The 22,380-nt window shown below is 36.4% G+C and carries 21 protein-coding genes; 15 read left to right on the top strand and 6 right to left on the bottom strand.

What is annotated here, in order from left to right:
- Positions 1-10 precede the first annotated feature (10 nt).
- A complete protein-coding gene (gene phoU / locus OEZ61_RS05535) occupies positions 11-718 on the top strand; it encodes a phosphate signaling complex protein PhoU (RefSeq protein ID WP_220382139.1) in 708 nt (235 codons plus the stop codon).
- A gap of 15 nt (positions 719-733) precedes the next feature.
- The gene (locus OEZ61_RS05530; protein ID WP_290047126.1) at positions 734-1,441 is read left to right on the top strand and encodes a response regulator transcription factor; all 708 of its coding nucleotides are present in this window, start codon (positions 734-736) and stop codon (positions 1,439-1,441) included.
- A 48-nt stretch (positions 1,442-1,489) separates the two neighbouring features.
- Here the strand turns inward: OEZ61_RS05530 and OEZ61_RS05525 are convergent, their stop codons facing one another.
- Entirely contained in the window at positions 1,490-2,374 is an 885-nt protein-coding gene (locus tag OEZ61_RS05525) for a GRP family sugar transporter (protein ID WP_041152891.1), read from the bottom strand.
- Positions 2,375-2,659: 285 nt separating this feature from the next.
- Here OEZ61_RS05525 and OEZ61_RS05520 point away from each other — a divergent pair, with 285 nt between their 5' ends.
- Positions 2,660-4,015 (top strand): gluconate:H+ symporter, encoded by a 1,356-nt coding sequence (locus OEZ61_RS05520; RefSeq protein ID WP_290047125.1) that lies wholly within the window; start codon positions 2,660-2,662, stop codon positions 4,013-4,015.
- 53 nt (positions 4,016-4,068) lie between these two features.
- On the opposite strand, the gene OEZ61_RS05515 is transcribed toward OEZ61_RS05520, so the two are convergent.
- Together OEZ61_RS05515 and OEZ61_RS05510 are read right to left on the bottom strand one after the other, a co-directional pair.
- Positions 4,069-4,488: a GtrA family protein gene (locus OEZ61_RS05515; RefSeq protein ID WP_051592250.1), complete on the bottom strand. Its 420-nt coding sequence runs from the start codon at positions 4,486-4,488 to the stop codon at positions 4,069-4,071.
- Entirely contained in the window at positions 4,488-5,423 is a 936-nt protein-coding gene (locus tag OEZ61_RS05510) for a glycosyltransferase family 2 protein (protein ID WP_034531593.1), read from the bottom strand. The genes OEZ61_RS05515 and OEZ61_RS05510 overlap by 1 nt, the downstream gene beginning before the upstream one ends.
- Before the next feature lie 188 nt (positions 5,424-5,611).
- Here OEZ61_RS05510 and wecB point away from each other — a divergent pair, with 188 nt between their 5' ends.
- The gene (wecB, locus tag OEZ61_RS05505) at positions 5,612-6,739 is read left to right on the top strand and encodes a UDP-N-acetylglucosamine 2-epimerase (non-hydrolyzing) (protein WP_034534863.1); all 1,128 of its coding nucleotides are present in this window, start codon (positions 5,612-5,614) and stop codon (positions 6,737-6,739) included.
- The gene (locus OEZ61_RS05500; RefSeq protein ID WP_034534840.1) at positions 6,729-7,619 is read left to right on the top strand and encodes a YihY/virulence factor BrkB family protein; all 891 of its coding nucleotides are present in this window, start codon (positions 6,729-6,731) and stop codon (positions 7,617-7,619) included. Before wecB ends, OEZ61_RS05500 begins: the two co-directional genes overlap by 11 nt.
- A 46-nt stretch (positions 7,620-7,665) precedes the next feature.
- Here the strand turns inward: OEZ61_RS05500 and OEZ61_RS05495 are convergent, their stop codons facing one another.
- Positions 7,666-8,121, bottom strand: a complete 456-nt coding sequence (locus tag OEZ61_RS05495) for a flavodoxin (RefSeq protein ID WP_176589797.1) — start codon at positions 8,119-8,121, stop codon at positions 7,666-7,668.
- Between the two features lie 79 nt (positions 8,122-8,200).
- Here OEZ61_RS05495 and recX point away from each other — a divergent pair, with 79 nt between their 5' ends.
- The 4 genes from recX to OEZ61_RS05475 all read left to right on the top strand — a co-directional run bounded on the left by recX (position 8,201) and on the right by OEZ61_RS05475 (position 12,279).
- Positions 8,201-9,004: a recombination regulator RecX gene (gene recX, locus OEZ61_RS05490; RefSeq protein WP_034534838.1), complete on the top strand. Its 804-nt coding sequence runs from the start codon at positions 8,201-8,203 to the stop codon at positions 9,002-9,004.
- A 31-nt stretch (positions 9,005-9,035) separates the two neighbouring features.
- Positions 9,036-10,145 carry an AI-2E family transporter gene (locus OEZ61_RS05485; protein WP_034534835.1) on the top strand — a complete coding sequence of 370 codons (1,110 nt, stop codon included), beginning with the start codon at positions 9,036-9,038 and terminating at the stop codon, positions 10,143-10,145.
- Positions 10,146-10,182: 37 nt separating this feature from the next.
- Complete coding sequence (gene tagD / locus OEZ61_RS05480) at positions 10,183-10,593, top strand: glycerol-3-phosphate cytidylyltransferase (RefSeq protein WP_034531602.1); 411 nt, start codon at positions 10,183-10,185, stop codon at positions 10,591-10,593.
- A 108-nt stretch (positions 10,594-10,701) separates the two neighbouring features.
- Positions 10,702-12,279: a peptide chain release factor 3 gene (locus OEZ61_RS05475; protein ID WP_034531604.1), complete on the top strand. Its 1,578-nt coding sequence runs from the start codon at positions 10,702-10,704 to the stop codon at positions 12,277-12,279.
- A gap of 19 nt (positions 12,280-12,298) precedes the next feature.
- Here OEZ61_RS05475 and OEZ61_RS05470 read toward each other — a convergent pair whose 3' ends face one another.
- Both OEZ61_RS05470 and OEZ61_RS05465 read right to left on the bottom strand, forming a co-directional pair.
- Positions 12,299-13,342, bottom strand: coding sequence for a MucBP domain-containing protein (locus OEZ61_RS05470; RefSeq protein ID WP_034534833.1), 1,044 nt, complete (start codon positions 13,340-13,342; stop codon positions 12,299-12,301).
- A 101-nt stretch (positions 13,343-13,443) separates the two neighbouring features.
- A complete protein-coding gene (locus OEZ61_RS05465) occupies positions 13,444-15,615 on the bottom strand; it encodes an ATP-dependent Clp protease ATP-binding subunit (RefSeq protein WP_034534831.1) in 2,172 nt (723 codons plus the stop codon).
- A 180-nt stretch (positions 15,616-15,795) separates the two neighbouring features.
- On the opposite strand from OEZ61_RS05465, the gene OEZ61_RS05460 reads away from it, so the two are divergent.
- The 6 genes from OEZ61_RS05460 (at position 15,796) to OEZ61_RS05435 (ending at position 21,937) form a co-directional block, all read left to right on the top strand.
- Positions 15,796-16,026, top strand: coding sequence for an ATP-dependent metallopeptidase FtsH/Yme1/Tma family protein (locus tag OEZ61_RS05460; RefSeq protein ID WP_326866593.1), 231 nt, complete (start codon positions 15,796-15,798; stop codon positions 16,024-16,026).
- Positions 16,027-16,094: 68 nt separating this feature from the next.
- On the top strand, positions 16,095-16,361 hold the full coding sequence (locus OEZ61_RS05455) for a phosphocarrier protein HPr (protein WP_034531608.1): 267 nt from the start codon (positions 16,095-16,097) through the stop codon (positions 16,359-16,361).
- A gap of 239 nt (positions 16,362-16,600) precedes the next feature.
- Complete coding sequence (locus OEZ61_RS05450) at positions 16,601-17,788, top strand: glycosyltransferase family 4 protein (RefSeq protein ID WP_290047124.1); 1,188 nt, start codon at positions 16,601-16,603, stop codon at positions 17,786-17,788.
- A gap of 8 nt (positions 17,789-17,796) precedes the next feature.
- Positions 17,797-18,819 carry a glycosyltransferase family 4 protein gene (locus tag OEZ61_RS05445; RefSeq protein WP_290047123.1) on the top strand — a complete coding sequence of 341 codons (1,023 nt, stop codon included), beginning with the start codon at positions 17,797-17,799 and terminating at the stop codon, positions 18,817-18,819.
- Positions 18,820-18,821: 2 nt separating this feature from the next.
- The gene (locus tag OEZ61_RS05440; RefSeq protein ID WP_290047122.1) at positions 18,822-19,835 is read left to right on the top strand and encodes a lysylphosphatidylglycerol synthase transmembrane domain-containing protein; all 1,014 of its coding nucleotides are present in this window, start codon (positions 18,822-18,824) and stop codon (positions 19,833-19,835) included.
- 41 nt (positions 19,836-19,876) lie between these two features.
- Positions 19,877-21,937, top strand: coding sequence for an LTA synthase family protein (locus tag OEZ61_RS05435; RefSeq protein WP_290047121.1), 2,061 nt, complete (start codon positions 19,877-19,879; stop codon positions 21,935-21,937).
- The last annotated feature ends 443 nt before the right edge of the window (positions 21,938-22,380 follow it).

Below are 22,380 nucleotides of genomic sequence, written 5' to 3'. Positions count from 1 at the left end.
AGAGCTGATTATGAGTCAAACATTTAACGACAAACTAAAAGTACTACAAAAGACCTACATGAAGATGGGAATTAATGTTTCTGATCAAATTTATCAATCAATCAAGGCCTTCACTGAAAACGACCAAAAACTAGCTACCGAAATTGTAAATCGCGATAGCAAGGTTAATGACGAAGAAGTTGACCTAGAAAAAGAAGCACTAAACTTAATAGCATTAAGACAACCAGTTGCTTCTAACTTCCGTTCAATCATCACTTTATTAAAGGCTAGTTCTGATTTGGAACGAATTGGTGATCACGCATCATCGATCGCCAGAGAAACTCTTCGTATCAACACAGAAAGTCGTATTCCAGAAGTGAACGAAGCTATTAACCAAATGGCCTTAAAGATTAGGGGAATGCTTGAATCATCATTGGATGCTTATGTTCATGCTGATCAAGAAGCAGCAAAGCTAGTCGCTCAAGAAGATATATTAATCGATAAGAAGTTTGTTTTAGCTAAAAATCTAATCGTTTCTGAAATGGAAAAGAATAGTGATAAAATTGAACTAGCAACTATCTACTTAATGGTAGTTCGTTACCTAGAACGTATTGGAGATCATATCGTTAACTTATCAGAATGGATTGTATATAATGCAACTGGTAAGATTGTTGAATTAAACCCTGGTAAGATTGAACCAGAACTGATTGCCAAGGAACTAAAAAACAGTCAAAAATAGGGAGGTTTAGATGGGATGCAAAGTCTGTTGTTAGTAACAAAACAATTAAGATTAGCCGCTGATGTAAGTCAATTAGCGTTGCAAGATGAATACTTTGTTAATAGCGTTAGTGATGATGAAGATATCGAAATTATGGCTAAAAAGAACAACGTCTTTGCCGTCATTATTGATTTATCAATCTTTGAAGACTTTAGTCACGTTAAAAGGCTGATTGAACAAGTTACTAAGACATTCTCAGGCCCTATTATTACTTTTGATGACCACTATGATAATCAAAAAGAAAGAGATTGTTTTGAATTAGGAGTCAACGATTACTTCAGTGACTTCGTTGATGCCCAAAGAATCATGTTAAGAACATTAAAACGTGTCAAAATATATGATGAGATGGTAGAGGATAGCGATAAGACTAAACGTAAAGAGCATTTTAAGGACTTTGAGATTAGTCTGAAGCATTTTCAGGTAAAGTATAAGGGAGAGGTTTTAAACTTCACACCGAAGGAATTTAACATCTTCTATTACCTAATCAGACATCATGACCAGGTATTGAGTAGAGAACAAATTTTTAACGGTGTCTGGCGTGAAGATCGAGACGATGGGGATGCATTTATATCATCTCGTATCGTTGATATGCACGTTAGTCACGTTAGAGATAAGCTCAAAGATTTACCCGGAAACGACGTTGAAATTAAAACAGTTCGTGGATTTGGATACGTATTACAATGAAAAAATCCCGCTTGGTTATTCCAAGCGGGATTTTTGTTTTGGGTTTTATTAGTTTAAGAATGCAGTAACTGCAGCTGCTAGAATAATGATAACTAAACCGATTATTGTAACAACCATTTCTTTTTTAGTCTTGTTTTGGTGTAGGAAGTAGATACTAGTTAGAGTAGCTAATACAACAGAAGTTTGTGATAGTACGAAACCAGTAGCTAAACCATTCATTTTAGGTTCTGCAGAGATTAAGTAAGTTAAAGCTGCAAATCCGAAGAAGAAACCTGAAATGATTTGTAGATAAGAAGACTTAGTAGCAAATACATTGTTGTTCTTAACGTGGAACAAGCAGTATACAACAGCAACTAAGAACATTCCAAGAGCTTGTGGGAAGAACGCATGCATACCGTCTAAGTGACTTGATGCTTGAGGTGCAGCTGAGTAACCCCAGTAACCAATAACACCGATAACTAAAAGACCAATTGCTTTCTTTAAGTCAGCAGAGCTTTTAGTATCTTTATGTTCTTGCCAAGCAGTCATAGTAGCACCAATGATGATTACGATTAAAGCAACGAAACCAATGATACGGTGTGATTCTGAGTGCCAGTTACCTAATGCAAACACACCCCATAGTGCAGTTACAATTAATTGTAACGCAGTGGTGATAGGCATTACTCTAGAAGATCCAACTAATTCAAAGGCTTTAAATGACATGATTTGTCCGAAAGCCCAACCAGCACCTGAAAGTAATGCAAGTGCAAAATCCATACCAGTCGGAATTGAATTACCTGAGATTAAAAGAAAAATAGCAGCGAAAATAAGTGTTCCTAGAGTGGAACCATAAATTTGGTTAGTAGGTTTGCCTCCAAATAATGAAGCAATTGTAGGGTATAGACCCCAACCTAGAACTGGACCTAGTCCAATTAATAAAGCAACAGCGTTCAAAGCGTGTCCTCCTTATCCTTATATATTATTTCTATAATTAACAATTTACCACAAGTGTTGGTATCATAGTTAGAAATCAAACGTATTTCATTTAAACTTAAATAAATCTTAAGTTTTAAAACGCCTAAAGTAATATAACATATTTATTAGGGACTATGTTTTAAAAAGTGTAATGAAATCGTTTTCATTTCCCAAGAAGTATGTTATATTATTTTTACGGAAAAGTAAAGCGCTTACATTCAGGAAACATAAAATTATTTTTAATAAAAGAAGGGGTATTAAACTATGCCATTTGTTGTATTAGTATTAGGAATATTATTGCTTTTGTTCCTAATCATTAAATGTAAATTAAATACATTTATTTCATTAATTGTTACATCTGTTATTGTTGCGTTAGGTTTAGGAATGAACCCAGCACACATCGCTGTTTCCATTAAAAACGGTATCGGAAGTTCTTTGGGGGAACTAGTTATCGTCTTTGGATTTGGTGCAATGATTGGTCGTTTAGTTGCTGATGCTGGTGGTTCTTATAGAATTGCCAGAACACTAATCGATCTATTCGGAAAAAAGAGACTTCAATTTGCAATTGTTGTTGCTTCATTTATTATCGGAATGTCATTATTCTTCGAAGTTGGATTGGTTCTATTAACTCCAATCGTATTCGCCGTTGCACTAGAAGCTGAAGTTCCATTCGTTTACCTAGGTATTCCAATGGCAGCTGCATTATCAGCTACTCAAGGATTCCTACCACCACAACCTGCTCCAACTGCAGTTGCTACTGCTTTAGGCGCAAACATTGGTCAAACACTTCTATTAGGTATTATCGTTGCTATTCCTTGTGTGATCGTAGCCGGTCCTTTATACACAAAGATTGCTAAGAAGGTTGCTCCAGAAACATTCGTTGTAAAGACTTCACTACCAGCATTTGGTGAAATGAAGAAGTACGATTTAAAGGACACTCCAAGCTTTGGAATTGCCGCATTTACTTCATTACTACCAGTTATCTTAATGGCTATTTCCACTGTTTACGACATGGTATTTAACGGTGGTAAAGCCGTTGAAAATCCACATGGTATTGGTGCTGTTATCGCTATGTTTGGTAACCCAGTTATTGCCATGATTGTTACTTTACTATTTGCTATCTGGGCAATGGGCTTCCACCGCGGTAAGAAGATGGAAGATATCACAAATACTGTTACTGAAGCCATTAAGTCAATCGCTATGCTACTAATGGTTATCGGTGGTGGATCAGCATTCAAGCAAGTATTAATCGACGGTGGTGTTGGTAAAGCCGTTCAAAACGTAATGGGCCACGCTAACCTATCACCAATCATTTTAGCTTGGTTAATCGCTGTTATCCTACGTGTTTCATTAGGTTCAGCTACTGTTGCAGGTATGACTGCTGCTGGACTAGTAACTCCATTAATGCACTCAATGAGCGTCAGTCCCGTATTAATGGCACTAGCAATTGGTGCCGGTTCACTTGCCGCATCACACGTTAATGATGCCGGATTCTGGATGTTCAAAGAATACTTTGACTTAAACGTAAAGCAAACATTAAAGATTTGGACTGTACTAGAAACTATCATTTCCGTTACTGGATTATTGATGGTACTTCTATTAAGTCTATTCATTCACTAATAAATATAGATACGAAAAAAGCAATGAGATAAATTTTTATCTCATCGCTTTTTTTATTTTTCTTTATGATTAACAAAGACCACTAATTTTGACCAGAAGTAGTTGAAAATAATTACAACTAATTGAGCGAAGATTTTTAGTAGATCAAAGTTATTTTCGCTAATAATTGAAACACCAATCATTAGGATGATTTCTTCTAAAATTAATGAAGCCACACGGCCAAGGAAGAAAGAAATCATTTCTGTAATGTATTCTTTAACAGTGTTCGCCTTAGATTCGAACACCCATTTACGATTAGTAAAGTAAGCAAATAATACACTGGCTACCCAAGCGATTAGTGTGTTCCAGAATACGTCCATGTTTGGTAGTAGGTGATAAAGCACTAATGCAACAGCAATGTCGATAACAGTGGTTAATACACCCCAAAACAAGTAAGCAATTACTTGCTTGTATTTATTCCACAAATTTTTCATTATTTCTTCTCTTTCACAATATATTTAGGACGATGCTTTGTTTCTAAGTAAATCTTTCCAATGTAGTTACCAACGATTCCTAGACAGAATAGTTGAACACCGTTGATTAATAGAATGATTGATACTAGTGATGGCCATCCAGATACGGATCCGCCGAATAAAATAGCTCTTAAAATAACAAAGATTAGTCCAATCAATGATAGGAAGAATGAAACACCACCGACCCAGGTTGCCACTTTAAGTGGGACATCTGAGAAGTCGACAATTCCTTCCAATGAATATTCAAGTAGTTGGTATAGTGACCAGTGTGATTCACCGGCAGCTCTTTCAACACCATCGTATTCGATGTATTTAGTTTTAAAACCGACCCAACTAAAGATACCTTTAGTGAAACGGTTGTATTCAGTTAATTTCAAAACATTGTCAACGTATTGACGAGTCATTAGACGGTAATCTCTAACGTTTTGTTTGATTTCAACGTCAGACATTTTGTTGATAACCTTGTAAAAACTTGAAGATAGGAAAGCTCTCACAAAGTTTTGTTTTCTACTCTTTTGCACACAGCCAACGACGTCGTAATCGTCTTCTTTTATGTACTTAATCATTTGAGGAAGTAATGCAGGTGGATCTTGTAAGTCCACGTCCATAACAGCAACATAGTCACCGCCAACGTTTTCTAATCCAGCTGACATTGCAGATTCCTTACCAAAGTTACGTGAGAATGATACGTAATGAACGTTTTCATCGTTTTCACGTAACTTCTTAATTTCTTCTAAAGTGTTGTCAGAAGAACCATCATTAATAAACCAGTATTCGTGATTGTAGTCAACGTGGTTAGCGTGCATTTCGCTGAAGACACGTTCGACTTCATCATAAAAGATTTTAATGGAAGGTTCTTCATTATAACAGGGTACAATTAAACCAATAGTTTCCATAATTGTAACCTCCTTCATTAATCCATAATTATTTATATTTTATCATAATACTTCAAAAAGGTTTTCATAGATAGCACTAAATTTTTATTAAGATGTATTTATGGTCGGCAACCGCGTCATTATTTTGTTATAATTAAATAAATATACTTTTTTGTGGAGGCATAATCTTGAAAAAACCGATTAAAGTGATGACCATCTTTGGAACTCGTCCAGAAGCTATTAAGATGGCTCCAATCATTCTAGAAATGAAAAATAATTTAGATGAGTTTCAACCCATCACAGTTTTGACTGGCCAACATAAAGAAATGCTAGATCAAGTTATGGATATTTTCCATATTGAAGCTGATTACAATTTACACGTAATGAAAGCACAACAAACATTAAGTTCAATTACAACCACTGTCATTAACAAACTAGACAGTATTATTAACGAAGCAAAACCTGACATCATCTTGGTCCATGGTGATACCACAACCACATTTGCCGCTGCAGTCAGCGCATTTTACCACCAAATTCCACTAGGTCACGTTGAAGCGGGACTTAGAACTTGGGACAAGTACTCACCATATCCTGAAGAAATGAACCGTCAAATGACCGACATTCTTTCAGATGTTTACTTTGCACCAACTGAATTAAGTAAAGACAATCTATTAAAACAAAACCTAAAAGAAGACCGTATCTATATTACAGGGAATACCGCAATTGATGCGTTAAAACAAACCGTTGATAGAAATTATCACCACAGCGTGTTAGATGATATCGACAAGACTCACAAGATTATTCTATTAACCATGCACCGTCGTGAAAACCAAGGTGAACCAATGCGTCGTACCTTTGAAACAATCAAAGACGAAGTATTGAACAGAAAGGATATCGAAGTCGTATATCCAGTTCACTTGAGCCCAGCAGTTCAATCTGTTGCTCACAGCGTGTTTGATGGGGTGAACAGAGTGCACCTAATCGAACCATTGGATGTTGTCGATTTCCATAACATGGCAGCCCGCAGTCATTTCATCATGACTGACTCTGGTGGGGTCCAAGAAGAAGCTCCTTCATTAGGTAAACCAGTATTGGTACTAAGAGAAACTACCGAACGTCCAGAAGGAGTCGATGCAGGAACACTAAAACTTGTGGGAACTAATCCAAAAAAGATTAGTGCAAGCATTGACCAATTACTAGACGACACCGAAGAATACAAGAAGATGGCCACTGCCAAGAATCCTTACGGGGATGGAACTGCTTCTAAGCAAATCCTAGATGCGATTAAAGAAGTGTTTGCTACTAATAAATTAAGTGGTGATCATAATGAAGCTTAATAAAGACACCGCTAGAAAATGGAAGCACTTCTTTTTAGTCGTAAAGAAGCACTATAAAGAATCAAATGTGTCTGATTCAGCGGTCGTGATTGCCTTTTATTCTTTGCTATCACTATTTCCAGCAACAATCATTGTTGGAAACCTACTAGAATTGTTGCACGTTAACCAATACGAAATTCTAGACTATCTAGAACCATTGCTACCATCAACGGTTTTCAAGACCGTTAGTCCAATCGTTATCTCCGCTTTGAAGGGCGCTAATGCCGATAAGTTATCGATTGGTTTAATCGTTGCCATCTGGTCAGCTAGTCGGGCCTTAGCAGCGTTTCAACGTGCGGTTAATTCGTCGTATGGAATTAAAAACGAAAGTAATCTAATGAATCGAATCGTTTCGTTTATTTGGATGCTATTGTTGGTAATTTCGTTAGGGATTTTCCTATTATTCTTTGGTTTTGGAAAGGTCATCATTAGCTACTCAGCTTATCTAATGGGACTATCCAAGATGAATGTGGGACTATTTATCCTGTTGAGATATCCATTGACCGTCATTGGGGTATTCCTATTGGTATTATTGATGTATTACTTCGTGCCAAACGTTAACACCAAGTGGCGTTATGTTTGGATGGGATCATTAATCGTGACAATCGGTATGATTGTTCTATCCAAAGGATTCTCCATTTATCTTCACTATTTCGCACGTAGTGTCGATGCTTATAAAGCATTAGGAACCTTTGTTATTTTAATGCTTTGGTTATACATCATTGGGATGATATTGATTTTAGGGGCAGTCATTAATGCATCCGTGCAAGACGTTAAGAACGTCGAAATTAAGGGCAGAAAGCCTAGCATCAAATCATTTATTCCAAACAAGAAGAGATAAGATTGCAAAACAAAAAAATCGTTGATAAACATCAACGATTTTCTTTTTAACCATTTATTTTTTTGTAAGTATCAACTAAACTTGAGGCAAATTCGTCAAGTTTTTCAATGTCGTCTTCATCTGGTTCCAAGTTGATTTTAACACCTTCAAAACCTTGAGTGGCGTTAGTCTTCTTGAATTGGTTGATGAAGTCATCAACTGAAGTATTGAAGAATTCTTCGTAGAAGATATCACCCGAACCGGCAACACCAAAGACCTTGTTTGAAAGATCTAAGTCACCTAAGTCGTCAAAGAAGTCTAGTCCTTCTTCTGGAAGGTGACCTTCGTTGTAGGTGTATGCACAAACGACACAGATATCTGCATCTTCAAAATCTTGTGCATCTGTTTGTGAAATTTCGGTTTGGGTAACTTCAGCGCCTAAATCTTCTAGACCTTCAGTAACGATATCAGCGACGTCTTCGTTGTTACCTGTGATGGTTGCAAAAACTACATGTGCTTTCAAAGTAATATACGTCCTTTCGCAATCTGATAACTAATTATACCAAATGTAAAATGGGATGTTAAATAAAGGAGTGAGAGTAATGGCATCTAAAATTACCATGATTGAAGCCCAAAAGAGAAAAGGGCGTTTTAATGTATACGTAGATGGGGTATACGCGTTTCCAATCAGTGAAAACGTAATGATTAAATATCGTATCTTTAAGGGAATGGAAATCGACGATGAGCTAAAAGAAGAACTAGTCAATGCTGATGACATTTCCAAACTTTACAGTAAGGCGATTAACTTCTTATCCCACCAATTAAGAACTGAAAATGAAGTCGTAAAGAAGCTTCAAACCTATAGTGAAAACGAACAACACATCGCTGCAGTCATGCAAAAGCTGGTTGAATTAAAACTAGTTAATGATCAAAGCTATGCCGACAGTTACGTGCGAACAGAAGTAAAGAAGCAGGATAAGGGACCATCGAACGTCTTTTATAAGCTAAAGGAAAAACAAATCAACGAAAACTTGATTGAAAACGCCTTGAATAACTTCTATTCACACGAAGAAATGATTGAAAACTGCCAAATTCAAGCCGATAAAATCTTTAAGAAACACAAGCGCGACGCGTACAAGAACCGTTTGGATAAGACCAAACTAGCATTGATGAAGAAGGGTTACCCAACCGACGTAGTTTTAAGCGTCATGGAGGATATGGACTTTCAAGTCGATGAAGAAGACCAAATGGATTTATTGAGACAACAGGGTGACAAAATTTGGCATCGTAATCGTAAGTACGATGGGATGCAAAGAGTCATGAAGACCAAGCAAGCACTTTACCGCAAGGGGTTTGATATGGATGATATCAATTCATTCATAGATGATAAAAATATGGATGAATAAAATGGTATAATGGTTATTGGAGGTTTCGAATATGTTTAATAAAATTAAAAATTCCTCGATAATCCTATGGACAGTGGAATTGCTACTGGTCGTAAGCATTATCTGGATATGTACAAAACTTGAGTTTATTTTCAGCCCAATTGGGATGTTTATCTCAGCAGTATTCATGCCAATCCTAATCGCCGGGGTATTGTTCTACATGTTAAACCCAGTGGTTAATCTAATAATGAAAATTAAAATTAGTAAAACCAAAAGAATTTCCCGTAACTGGGCAATTTTGATTGTATACATATTTCTAATTGGAATAATCGTATATCTATTTTCATCATTTTTACCACGTTTGGTAACGCAGGTAACCAACTTGGTTACTAACCTACCAAAGATTGCAGACGACATTAACCATTATGTGGAAGTGCACAGTCAAAAAGGTATCTTTAAGAAATTCTATTCATCTGAATACATTTCCTCACTACAAAGTTACGTTTACAACTACTTCCAACACAGTTTAGGTGGAATTACTTCTAGTGTCGGATCAATCATTTCAACCGCTGCTTCAGCCGTGATTGTGATGATTACCGTTCCAGTGGTATTGTTCTACATGCTAAAGGATGGTCACAAGATGATTCCAAACATCGCTAAGATGTTACCACCAAGAAGTCGTCGTAGAACCATCAAGCTATTAGGCAAGATGAGTGACACCATTTCTCACTACATTGGTGGTCAAATGATCGAATGTTTATTCGTTGGTGTATTCACATCCATCGGATACGTTCTAATCGGCCAAAAGTATGCACTACTATTAGGGGTGTTTGCCGGAATCTGTAATATCATTCCATACGTTGGTCCATACATCGGAATCATGCCATCAGTATTCGTTGCGCTTTCTACCAGTGTCAGCGAATTAGTATGGGTGGTAATCGTGGTAATCATTGTTCAACAACTAGATGGTAACTTGGTTTATCCAAATGTAATCGGAAAGTCTTTGAATATTCATCCACTAACCATTATAATTATCTTAATGGCTGCCGGAAATATTGCTGGTTTAATGGGAATGATTCTAGCAATTCCACTATATGCCGTTGTGAAAGTGGTCGTGCAATACATCTACAGTATTTGGATGATTGAACAATCACACAAGTGAGTTAGCAAAAACAAAGAGAGACAAAGCAGGAGATAATATGACAAAAGTAATTACTTATGGAACATTTGACCTACTACACAAGGGTCATGTTCGTTTATTAAAACGTGCCAAGGAATTAGGTGACGACTTAACAGTTTGTGTTTCTACCGACGAATTTAACGCTGAAAAGGGTAAGAAGGCTTACACTTCATACGAAGACAGAAAGTATGTTTTAGAAGCTATTCGTTACGTTGATCACGTGATTCCAGAAAACAACTGGGACCAAAAGATTAAAGACGTTGTTGATAACAACATCGACATCTTCGTTATGGGAGATGACTGGGAAGGCAAGTTCGACTTCCTAAAGGACTACTGTAAAGTCGTTTACCTACCAAGAACTGAAGGTATTTCAACTTCTAAGATCAAGAAAGACTTAGGTCTTACTGACGAAGACGATTGGAAGAAATAAAAAAGACATCCTCGATTTAATCGGGGATGTTTTTTAATTCACATATGGAAGATTGTTTTAATATGTTACAATTGTATTTATATATTATAAAACGGAAGGATTCGAATAATGGGTAATAAAAAAATAGAGCAAAGCGTTGATAAACGTCGTACTTTTGCCATCATCTCTCACCCGGATGCTGGTAAGACTACAATTACTGAACAATTACTATTGTTTGGTGGAATTGTGCGTGAAGCCGGTACTGTTAAGGCTAAGAAGTCAGGTAACTTTGCAAAGTCTGACTGGATGGAAATTGAAAAGAAACGTGGAATTTCCGTTACTAGTTCAGTGATGCAATTTGATTACGCTGGTAAGCGTATCAACATCTTGGATACCCCTGGGCACCAAGATTTCTCAGAAGATACTTACCGTACTTTGATGGCCGTTGACTCTGCAGTCATGGTTATTGATGCTGCCAAGGGGATTGAACCACAAACTAAAAAATTATTCCAAATTTGTAAGATGCGTGGAATTCCAATCTTTACTTTCATGAACAAACTTGACCGTGATAGTCGAGACCCAATGGAATTAATCAGTCAACTAGAAGATGTCTTGGGAATCGAAGGATACCCAATGAACTGGCCAATCGGTTCAGGAAAAATTCTAAGAGGACTATACGATCGATACAACAAACGTGTCGAACTATACCGTCCAGAAGATGAAAACAATCCATACTTACCATTGGATGAAGACGGTAACTTGTTAGAAGACAACAAGTTAGCTGACGACAGTGTTTACCAAGATGCTAAAGAAAGCATGGATTTAATCACTGAAGCGGGTAATCCATTCGACGAAGAAAAGATTAAGAATGGTGAACAAACTCCCGTATTCTTCGGTTCAGCCTTGGTTAACTTTGGGGTAAAGACTTTCTTAGATGCTTATCTAAACTTTGCACCAAAACCAGGTGAACACGAAACTGAAAACGACGTTGAAGTAAAACCTGAAGATGAACAATTCACTGGTTTCATCTTTAAGATTCAAGCTAACATGAACCCTAAACATAGAGACCGTATTGCATTCGTGCGTGTATGTTCTGGAATGTTTGAACGTGGGATGGACGTTACTTTGGAAAGAAACCAAAAGAAACTGCGTCTATCTAACGTGACTGAGTTCATGGCTAACACTCGTGAAAACGTTGAAAACGCCGTAGCTGGTGACATCATTGGTTTATACGATACTGGTAACTTCCAAATCGGTGATACCATTTACTCTGACAAACGTGATGTTAAGTTCACCAAGCTACCTCAATTTACACCTGAACTATTCATGAAGGTTTCTGCTAAGAATGTTATGAAACAAAAATCATTCCACAAGGGAATCCAACAACTAGTTCAAGAAGGTGCGGTTCAACTTTACACATCTTACACTACCGGTGACTACATTCTAGGTGCCGTTGGTCAACTTCAATTTGAAGTTTTCCAATTCAGAATGCAAAATGAATACAACTCTGAAGTTGTAATGGAACCAATGGGTAGCAAGACTGCTCGTTGGATTAACCCAGACCAATTAGACGAAAAGATGTCTTCATCTAGAAACATCTTGGTAAAAGATGGTCATGGCGATCCATTGTTCTTATTCGAAAACTCATTTGCTGAACGTTGGTTCAAGGAAAAGTATCCAGATGTAGAACTTACATCAAAACTATAAAACAAAAAGAGCTTAGATATTATCTAAGCTCTTTTTTTACGTCATCGGAAACGATGTAGTGCAGGTTATTAATTTCGACCCATTGGACATTGTTTTGATCAACAATTTCTTGAGTGACGATGAACGAGTTACCATTGTGGAGGAATCCAATACAGCTACCGTAAGGGAAGTTGTACACGGCCACACTCTGATGGTTATCATTTTCAATTGTAGCAGGGTAGTGCACTTGTTTAATATTCCATGAATCTGTATTAGTTAGTTCTTTAGCGAATGGATATTGCATTCTAAAAAAGTTTCTATCGACTATCCATTGGTTTGGCCCGATGTTTAACCACAGAGCGTCGTCAGTGGTGACTTGATAGAATACTTTCCAAATACTTTTCTTTGGTAATAAGACGTGAAGCACATCACCGTTAGTATCGTTGTAAACTCTGGTGTATTCTCTTAAACGAATGTAGAACGTGTCCTTTTGGACGCTGTGCCAATCGTTTCGACGGTAGTAGATTATTAAATGCTTCATGTAGTCATCAAAGATACCGTTTGAATCACCTGAATAGTTGATTAGTTTAAAACCAGATAGTTCTGGGATGTTAATTTGAAATTCGTTGTTATATTTACCGATAGCCATTTGAGGAAGACGAATCATTGAATATGTATCATAGTTAATGAAGAAAATATTAACTGGTTTTCCATTCAATCGATTATATTGAAGGGTGACTTCGTTATCTTCTTTTTGCATGTAGGTGGAAACACCCATTATTTTGAATAAAACGTAGTGATCAAAATCGGGGATGATGAAACTGACTGGATCACCAACAAATCCGTGAATTACGTTGAACTCATGAAGATAGTGACCGTCTTCATCTACATAGTAGATAGTCATTTTTGCCCTTGGTTTAGGAGAAGGAGAAGGGGAAGGGGTTTCTTCAATATTATCGGTGGGTGCTTCTACAGGTTCATCAACGGTTTGCGTTGTAAAATCTGTGAAGTCATTTGCTTGTGGTTCATCTGGTTGACGTTTGGGTTTAAACAAACGAATGATGTCATGAATAAAATGAAACATACCTTTTCCTCCTCTCTAATAACCATATTAACATATGATAGTACAAAAAAAGTTAAAAAAACAGCTAAGAATAAGTCTTAGCTGTTTTTATATCTGTTCAATTATTTTGCGTTAACGAATACTTTGTTTTCATCGTTGACCTCAACGCTTAGGTGCTTGCTACTTGGGTTGTTTAGATAATAGTCCGCGACCTTATCTTCAACTTCTTCTTGGATTACACGGCGAAGTGGACGTGCACCCATTTCTGGGTTGTAGCCTTTTTCGACTAGTTTATCCTTGGCAGCATCAGAAACATCGATGGTGATACCACGGTTTTTAAGCATCTTGTTAACGTTGTCTAGCATCAAGCTGACAATCTTCTTCAAGTCATCCTTGCTTAGTTGGTTAAATTCGACGATGTCATCGAATCTGTTTAGGAATTCTGGTTTGAAGTAATCACCCAACTTATTCAATACTGAATGAGTCTTGTTATTAGCTTCAGCACCAAAACCAACACTAGCGGTGGAGGCACCGGTACCGGCGTTACTTGTCATGATGATGACAGTATCCTTGAATGATACGGTTCTTCCCTTAGAATCGGTCAAACGACCATCATCTAGGATTTGTAGAAAGGCGTGTAAAACGTCAGGGTGAGCCTTTTCAATTTCATCAAAAAGAATTAGGCTGTATGGATTTCTTCTTACCTTTTCGGTTAATTGACCGGCTTCATCATAACCAACGTAGCCAGGAGGTGAACCAATTAGTTTAGAAATTGAATGTGGTTCACGGTATTCGGACATGTCGAATCTAATCATTGCTTCCTTGGAACCGAATAGTTGCTTAGCTAATTGCTTTGCAAGTTCAGTCTTACCAATTCCGGTAGTTCCGACAAATAGGAATGATCCGATTGGACGACCGGTTCCGTTGAAACCAATTCGATTACGTTTGATAGCACGAGCAACTTTTTCAATTGCTTGGTTTTGTCCAATGACGCTACCAGCAAGTTTTTTGTCTAAGTCCTTTAGATTATCCTGTTCTTGTTCTTGCAATTGACCAACAGGAATCTTGGTGATCGATTCGATAATTCCTTCAATATCCTTCGCAGATACAGTAGGGTAGGTATTATCGGATTCGTCGAAGTCCTTTAACTTGTAGTTAAGTTCTTCAATCTTATCACGATAGAAAGCGGCCTTTTCATAGTCTTCCTTTTGTAGGGCATCCTTCTTTTCGCTTTCACACTTGCTTAGTTCTTCCTTTAAATCATCAGGCGACTTAACGTCTGATTTGATATTAAGTTTAGAACCGGCTTCATCGATTAAGTCGATAGCCTTATCTGGCAAGAAACGATCTTGGATGTAACGGTTTGATAGGTAAACCGCAGCCTTGATGGCATCATCACTGTATTTGACGTGGTGATACTTTTCGTAGCGACCCTTGATACCGTTTAAGATATGAAGAGCTTGTTTTAATGAAGGTTCATCAACTTGGACGGTTTGGAAACGACGAGCAAGTGCTGAATCTTTTTCAATCCCACGGTATTCGTTTAATGTAGTAGCACCAATTAGTTGGAAACTACCACGAGCTAAAGCAGGCTTTAAAACGTTTCCTGCATCCATGGCACCGTCGGCATTACCGGCACCCATAATTTCATGAATTTCATCAATGAATAAAATGATGTTCTTGTTGGATTGAACTTCCTTGATTAGTTCTTGCATTCTTTGTTCGAATTGACCACGCATGGATGTTCCTTGAACAATGGATACAACATCTAATCTGATGACACGTTTGTTCTTTAATTTATCTGGAACTTCGTGATGGGCAATCTTTAGCGCTAGTCCTTCGACGACAGCAGTCTTACCAACACCGGCTTCACCAATTAGAACAGGGTTGTTCTTGGTTCTTCTGTTTAGGATTTCAATCACACGATCGATTTCCTTATCACGACCGATAACAGGATCAATCTTGTTCTTTCTTGCTAAGTCGGTTAAATCATATCCATACTTTGCTAACACAGAGTTGGAATTGTTGTTATTGTTATTTTTTTGCTGATTGTTCTCAGGACGGCGGATAGAATTTTGATTGTTTTGATTCATCGCGTTAAATAGGTCATCTAAGCTACTGAAACCAAATGGATCATTCATCATATCAACACCTCCATTGTTACGATATTGTTCGGATTGTTGACTCAATTTTTGGTAACAGTCCTGACAAATATCAATATGTCTTTTTTCGCCATTGAAATTGACGAGTAAATGAATGGTTGCCTCATTTATATGGCAGTTTTCACATTTCATACGACTGCTCCTTTCTGAAAACAACTAAATGGTTAAAGATTGTTTTGACCTTTACTGACCATTTGTAAAAATATTATAACTCATCGTAAATTTAGTGCAAGCAATTTGATTAGATTAAAATAATGTCTATTTTTTTCATATTTTTTAATTATGATATGTTTTAATTAGTAGCAATCGTATATAATATATATTGAAAGAGGGAATATAATTATCGCAGATAAGAATTATACTGAATTATTAAATGACCTAAAAGACAACAAAATCAAAGAATTGGTAGTCAAACCCGACGAGTTCACTGAGTTTCAAGTTGCATACATGAACTTTGATACCAGAAAGCGCGTGATAGGGAAGGCCGATCAGAACGGTGTAATTACGTATACTTACCTATCTGATAGTGGTACCAATAGTTAAAAATGTTGAGTTTTATCACATTAATTGATATTCTAAAATTAGTATAAGAATAAAAGGAGATTTTCAAAATGGAAAAACGTCAATTTAAAGTTGTTTCTGAAACTGGAATCCATGCTCGTCCTGCAACACTTTTAGTTCAAACTGCTACTAAATTCAAATCAGAATTAAAATTAGAATACCTTGGCAACACTGTTGACTTAAAGTCAATCATGGGTGTTATGTCATTAGGTGTTGGTCAAAATGCTGAAGTAACTGTTATTGCTGATGGTCCTGACGAAAAAGACGCAATTGAAGCAATTGCAAAGTCATTCAAAGATGAAGGATTAACTGATTAATTACAAGTTATATATGGTACGTTTATTAAAATAATGAGTCAGAAATATTTTATGTATGGTTGTCATAATAGTTCATTGTCATTATTGAACGAATATGGAAACAACTACTTCGATAGAATTGTTCTGGCTCGTTTTTTTTATTAAAATAGGGAATTATGGCATTCACATGAGTTTGCAATGCAAACAGCAAAACAATATAATTACAAATAATTAATAATAAAAGAAAAGGAGGTGCTACTATGAATATTGGAATTTTTACGGATACTTATTTTCCACAGGTCAGTGGGGTTGCCACATCCATTAAGACATTAAAAGATCAATTGGAAAAAGATGGTCATCAGGTGTATATCTTTACTACAACTGACCCTCACGTTGATAAGGCCACATACGAAAAGAATATTTTTAGATTTTCCAGTATCCCCTTTATTTCTTTTACTGACCGCAGAATCGCGGTAAGGGGAATGATCCAAGCTTATCAAATTGCTAAGAAACTTAACTTGGACATTATTCATACACAGACTGAGTTCTCAATGGGAATCATCGGTAAGTTCGTTGCGAAGTTCTTAAGAATCCCATGTGTACATACTTATCACACCATGTATGAAGACTACTTGCATTACGTAGCAAAGGGTAAGCTATTAAGACCGGTACATGTTAAAGATGCAACCTTAGCGTTTTGTCACAACATGTCAGGGGTAGTGGCGCCAAGTAAAAAAGTATTAGACACGTTAGTTAGATACGGGGTAAAGAGTCCGATTAGGATTATCCCAACCGGAATTAATATCAATAAATTTGCGACTCAATCTGATTTTGATTTACGTAAATATTTAGGGGTAGATAAGGACGCTCCTGTGTTATTATCAGTGAGTCGTTTGGCTTACGAAAAGAACATCAAAGAATTAATTGATTGCATGCCAACAATCTTGGCTGACAAACCATTAACCCAATTAGTGATTGTTGGGGATGGACCAGCCGGAGAAGACTTGAGAAAACAAGTCGATGACATGAAGCTAAATGCCAACGTTAAATTCGTTGGTGAAATTAATAACGATGAGGTATATAAATATTACCGAGATGCCGACTTGTTTGTATCGACATCTAATTCTGAATCACAAGGTTTAACTTATATTGAAGCAATGGCTGCCGGAGTTAAGGTAGTGGTTGCATCAAGTCCATATACTGAGGACCTATTAAGTGATAAGGCATTAGGGATGACCTTCTCAAATAAAGATGGCTATGTTTCAAGCGTATTGGAATACTTGAATCAAACTAAAGCTAAACCAGATCAATCAAAGGAAGAACTTAGACAAACTAAGTTACATGAAATATCATCTGAAAACTTTGCCAATCGAATTGTGGCTTTTTATAAGAGTGCCCAATTAGATTTCAACAAAGAATTTAGCGATGATAATGGGATAAGCGACTAGGAGGATTTATGATAAAAATAGATATGTTTTCAACTGCCGACAAGGTAAAGGGACAAGGAGTTGGTAGTGCCTATCTAGAGTTAATTAAATTAATGGAAAAGCGTTTTTCAGATGAGTTTGACATTGAAATCAATGATCCGAAGAAATCTGATATTACTCACTACCATACAATTAATCTAAGATATTACTTCTCTACATTTCAAAAGAAACGTGGAAGAAGAATTGGGTATGTGCACTTCCTACCAGAAACATTGGAAGGAAGCTTGAGTTTGCCCAAACCAATCAAATGGATTTTTTATAAATATGTAATTGCGTTTTACAAACGAATGGAACATATTGTAGTAGTTAATCCAACTTTTATACCTAAGTTGGAAGCATACGGGATTAATCGTGACAAAATTACTTACATTCCAAACTTCGTAAGCAAGAAGGAATTCTATCCTTTCACCGAAGACGAAAAGATGGCTGCTAGAAAGGAACTTGGTATCGATAAAGACAAGTTCGTCGTAGTGGGAACTGGTCAGGTGCAAACTAGAAAGGGAATTCTTGATTTTGCCAAACTAGCTGAGGAAAACCCAAATGTCGAATTTATTTGGGCAGGTGGTTTTTCATTTGGTAAAATTACTGATGGATACAAGAACTTAAAACTCTTGGTAGATAATCCACCCGCAAACCTTAAATTCCCAGGAATTGTGGACCGTGATAAATTAGTTCAATACTACAATATTGCTGATTTATTCTTACTACCATCATTTAACGAATTGTTCCCAATGTCAGTACTGGAAGCATTCTCTTGTGGAACTCCAGTAATGCTTAGAAGTTTAGACTTATATAAAGAAATCATCAGTGGTTACTATGAACCATTTACTACTTTTGAAGAAATGAATGATAGTTTAAATCGCTTAATTGATAATCGAGATGAACTAAAAGAATTGTCTGATAAAGCACTAGCTGCATCTGATTACTATTCAGAAGATCATCTAGCTTCAATTTGGCATAAATTCTATAAAGGTCAGATAAAAGAGGGATAGTAATGTCGAAGAGAAATGTAATAACGTTCTTTATGATGTTTATAATCGGGATACTGATTTTTTGGTATTTCATCAGAGATATCAATATGGATGTATTGATTGCAGATTTTTTTACTATTAATTGGTGGTGGATTGCCGTTGCCTTTCTATGCATGTTGCTATACTTAGGATTAGAGGCGGTGGTTACTAAGACAATCGTGGATACCCAAGTTGATCACTTTACTTGGTGGGATGCGATTAGAGTTCCATTGGTAGAACAACTATTCAACGGAATCACACCATTCTCATCAGGTGGACAACCAGGACAACTATATGTAATGGTTCAAACGGGCGTGGATGCTGGTAAGGCCAGTTCAACGCTCTTGATGAAGTTTGTTGTCTTTCAAACCATGATAGTAATTAATTTCATTTTGAGTCTTATTGTCGGTTTTCAATACGTGGAAGAAAAGCTACACTATCTAGCTTTACTGGTATTGTTTGGCTTCTTCGTTCACCTATTTGTCATTGTCGCCTTGTTATTAATCATGTATTGGTATACATTTACTAAGAAACTGGTTGATAATTTGGTAAAACCACTTAAAATCTTTATGAAGGATGAAAAGTATCTTTCATTTAAAGAGATGTTAGACAACAAAATCGATACATTCCATATGGAAAGCATCAGAATCGCTAAACAATGGAAGCTAATGTTAAAGATTATTGTTATTACTTTCTTCCAACTAGCTTTCTACTACCTAATTCCATACTTCATCATCTTGGCATTAGGATTTGATCAAGTTAACATCATCATGATTGTTAGCTTACACGTATTAATCTTTATGATAATCTCACTATTCCCAATTCCAGGAGGAGCTGGGGGAGCAGAGTACAGTTTTGAAACTTTGTTCAAGAGTTTTATCACCAATAACACAAAGTTAATTCTCGCGTTAATTGCTTGGCGCTTGATAACTTATTACTTAGGAATGATTTTAGGGGCGGTAGCATTCTTTATTCGTCCCAATAAGATTGATAAGTAAATTTACTAACACTTTATATTTTTTATTTTGGAGGCATAGAAATGTCTAGTCATATTAAGAACACCAGAAAGTTCTTTAATACAAAATTTGGCTTTTTTGTATTAATTGTGGCCTTATTCTGGTTGAAAACATATATTTCATACCGTATTGATTTTACCTTAGGTGCAAAGGGTGGCATTCAACAATTCCTATTGGCTGTTAACCCACTACCAGCTGCATTACTAATCTTTGGGATTGCTTTGTACTTTAGAGGTAAGCTATCTTACTGGCTAATGATTATTATTGATTTAATCGAATCAATTTGGATTTTTGCCAATGTTTTATACTACCGTGAATTCTCTGACTTCCTATCATTTGGAATCATCAAGGGTTCTGGTACTGTTCAAAACAACCTTGGTAAGAGTTTAGCTGAAATCTTACATCCATTAGATTTCTTCGTATTTATCGATATTATTGTATTGATCTTATTACTACTATTCAGAGTAATTAAGGTGGACCATGCTCCATTTAAGAAGAGAAACGCCTTTGCAATCACCATCTTATCTTTAGTATTGATGTTTGCTGAATTTGGTGTATCTAATGCAGACAGATCAGGTCTATTAACAAGAACTTTTGATAACAACTACATTGTTAAGTACCTTGGTTTAAATGAATATGCAGCATTTAATGCATATCAAACCCACAAGGAAAGTCAAACTAGAGCTGAAGCTAAACCATCTGATTTAAATAGTGTCCTTACATATCTAAAGCATAACCGTAGTAAGTCTAATATCGAATACTACGGTAAGGCTAAGGGTAAGAATGTCTTTATCATTCATTTGGAAAGTTTCCAACAATTCTTAATTGATTACAAAGTTGATGGTAAGGAAGTAACTCCAAACCTAAACAAGTTCTACCATAACCAAAACACATTATCATTTGATAACTTCTACCACCAAGTAGCACAAGGTAAGACCTCTGATGCTGAAATGATGCTAGAAAACTCACTATTCGGTCTACCAGAAGGATCAGCAATGGTTACTTATGGTACTCAAAACACATACCAAGCTGCACCAGCTATCTTAGCTCAAAAGGGTTACAGTACTGCTGCATTCCATGGGGATGTGCCTAGTTTCTGGAATAGAGATAATGCATACAAGTCATGGGGATACCAATACTTCTTTGATTCAAACTACTATACTGAAAAACCATCATACAGTGTCGGTTACGGTTTGAAGGATAAGATCTTCTTTAAAGATGCTGCACAATACATCCAACAATTACCACAACCATTCTATGCAAAACTAATTACACTAACTAACCACTATCCATATGAATTGGATAAGCAAAACGTATCATTCCCAGCAACTAAGACTGGTGACAATACTGTTGATCCATACGTACAAACTGCTCACTACTTAGACCAAGCTTTTGGTGAATTCATGAATTACCTAACTAAGACAGGTCTAATGAAGAACAGTATGATTGTGCTATATGGTGACCACTATGGTATTTCAAACAACCATAGACCAGCTATCGCTCAATTACTACACAAGAAGTCTATTAACAGCTTCGACTTAGCACAATTCCAAAAGGTTCCATTCATGATTCACATGGATGGACTAAAGGGTGGAATTGACCACACTTACGGTGGAGAAATTGACGTATTACCAACACTATTACATCTATTGGGTGTAAAGGACGATAATACTATCCAATTTGGTAACGACTTGCTATCTAAGAAGAGAAACCAAGTTGTTGCATTCAGAAATGGGGATTTCGTATCTCCTGAATACACAGTAGTAGGTGGAAGTGTATACCTAACTAAGACTGGTAAGCAAATTACACCAAACAAGAAACAAGCTGCTGAAATCAAGAAGATGCAAAACCACGTTACTACAGAACTATCTTTATCAGATAAGGTAGTGCTAGGTGACTTACTACGTTTCTATAACCCTAAGGGCTTCAAGAAGGTAGATAAGAAGTCATACAACTACAAGTACGCTGATGGAATGAAGCTTCTTAAGGAAATGGATAAAAAGAAGAAGACTGATCTATTGAATAAGTTGAAGAAGAAAGATACTTTGAACTTATACAAGACAGATGCACCTGAATTAAAATAGTTTCAAAACAAAAGGACGACTTTTAGAGTCGTCCTTTTTATTTTTAAATTAATGTTGACGCGGTGTCGATATTTTGATAATATAAATATTGCTGTTGATGAGGTGGTCAAAAACCTCGTTAAAACGTTAAAAAATCAATAAAAAAACTGTTGACTTTACGTTAACAAGATGGCATAATATTTATTGTTGTCGATAAGCGACAAACGTTGATGTGAAAACATTCATCAACAAAATAAATAAAAAAAGTTATTGACACTGTGTTGATAATTTGGTAATATTAAATAGTTGTCAATTGAGACAACGGTTGATATTAAAGGGTAGATCTTTGAAAACTGAACAAGATTGATAATCGATGATGTGTAAGGAACTTACAACTTGGTTGTAAGAATTAAACATTGCGAAGTCAATTCGCTTATAAAATAACAATTTATTCAGAAGAGCTA

This window comes from Apilactobacillus sp. EABW-1NA (assembly GCF_030398685.1).
Classification (GTDB): domain Bacteria; phylum Bacillota; class Bacilli; order Lactobacillales; family Lactobacillaceae; genus Apilactobacillus; species Apilactobacillus waqarii.
This window is presented reverse-complemented; position numbering and strand designations above follow the sequence as displayed.